This is a genomic window from Bacteroidota bacterium, assembly GCA_030017895.1.
Classification (GTDB): Bacteria; Bacteroidota; Ignavibacteria; order UBA10030; family BY39; genus JASEGV01.
Window position 1 is genome coordinate 1 of sequence record JASEGV010000170.1, and the last position, 640, is coordinate 640.

Below are 640 nucleotides of genomic sequence, written 5' to 3' on the forward strand. Positions count from 1 at the left end.
CGATAAAATCTATAACACTAAACTTATATTTGAATTTTTGGAACTGCCCTTAAGTATTAATGCTAATGAGAGCGTCTCTATGATTTACAAAGATTCTGTATTTGTTCTTCCGAAGGGTCGTGAATCTAAGATAGTTACCTCTCGATTAGATACCATCGGAACAGCGATTGTGTTATTTACAACGACAGAGAGAATCACCAACTATGGACTTCAATTAAAATCAAAGATCCAAAAATGGCCGAATAATTAAATGAGAATTTCGCCTAACAGCTACAAAAATGTAAAATGATCCATCCCGCTTGCCACCTAAAGAAATTGGTCTATCATCGTGTCAAGCGGGACGGCATTTTTGTTGCACCCGTTATGCGCCACTTGCCCTAAAGAAAAAGGAATGTTACCCCAATGCCTTTATACAAAATAGCACATAAGCAGCTTGAACTCATAAAAGAACACCCATTCAAGTTTGAAAGGGATATTCAAGCAATTGTCGAAACCAATCTGAGCTCGCTTTTCGGGTTACAACTAGTCCGTGGAGAGTTTCAACTTGGCAATCTTAGGATTGATACGCTGGCTTATGACAAGGACGCCAAAGCTTTTGTAATCATCGAGTTCAAAAAGGGTGCAAATTATTCAGTTGTCG

Annotated in this window: 2 protein-coding genes; both read left to right on the forward strand. The window is 38.4% G+C overall.

Features of this window, described 5'->3' with window-relative positions:
- A partial coding sequence (locus QME58_14495) for a hypothetical protein (protein ID MDI6805020.1) occupies positions 1-250 on the forward strand: 250 nt, incomplete at its 5' end.
- Between the two features lie 152 nt (positions 251-402).
- Positions 403-640 (forward strand): hypothetical protein (locus QME58_14500; GenBank protein MDI6805021.1); only part of this gene is annotated, 238 nt, incomplete at its 3' end.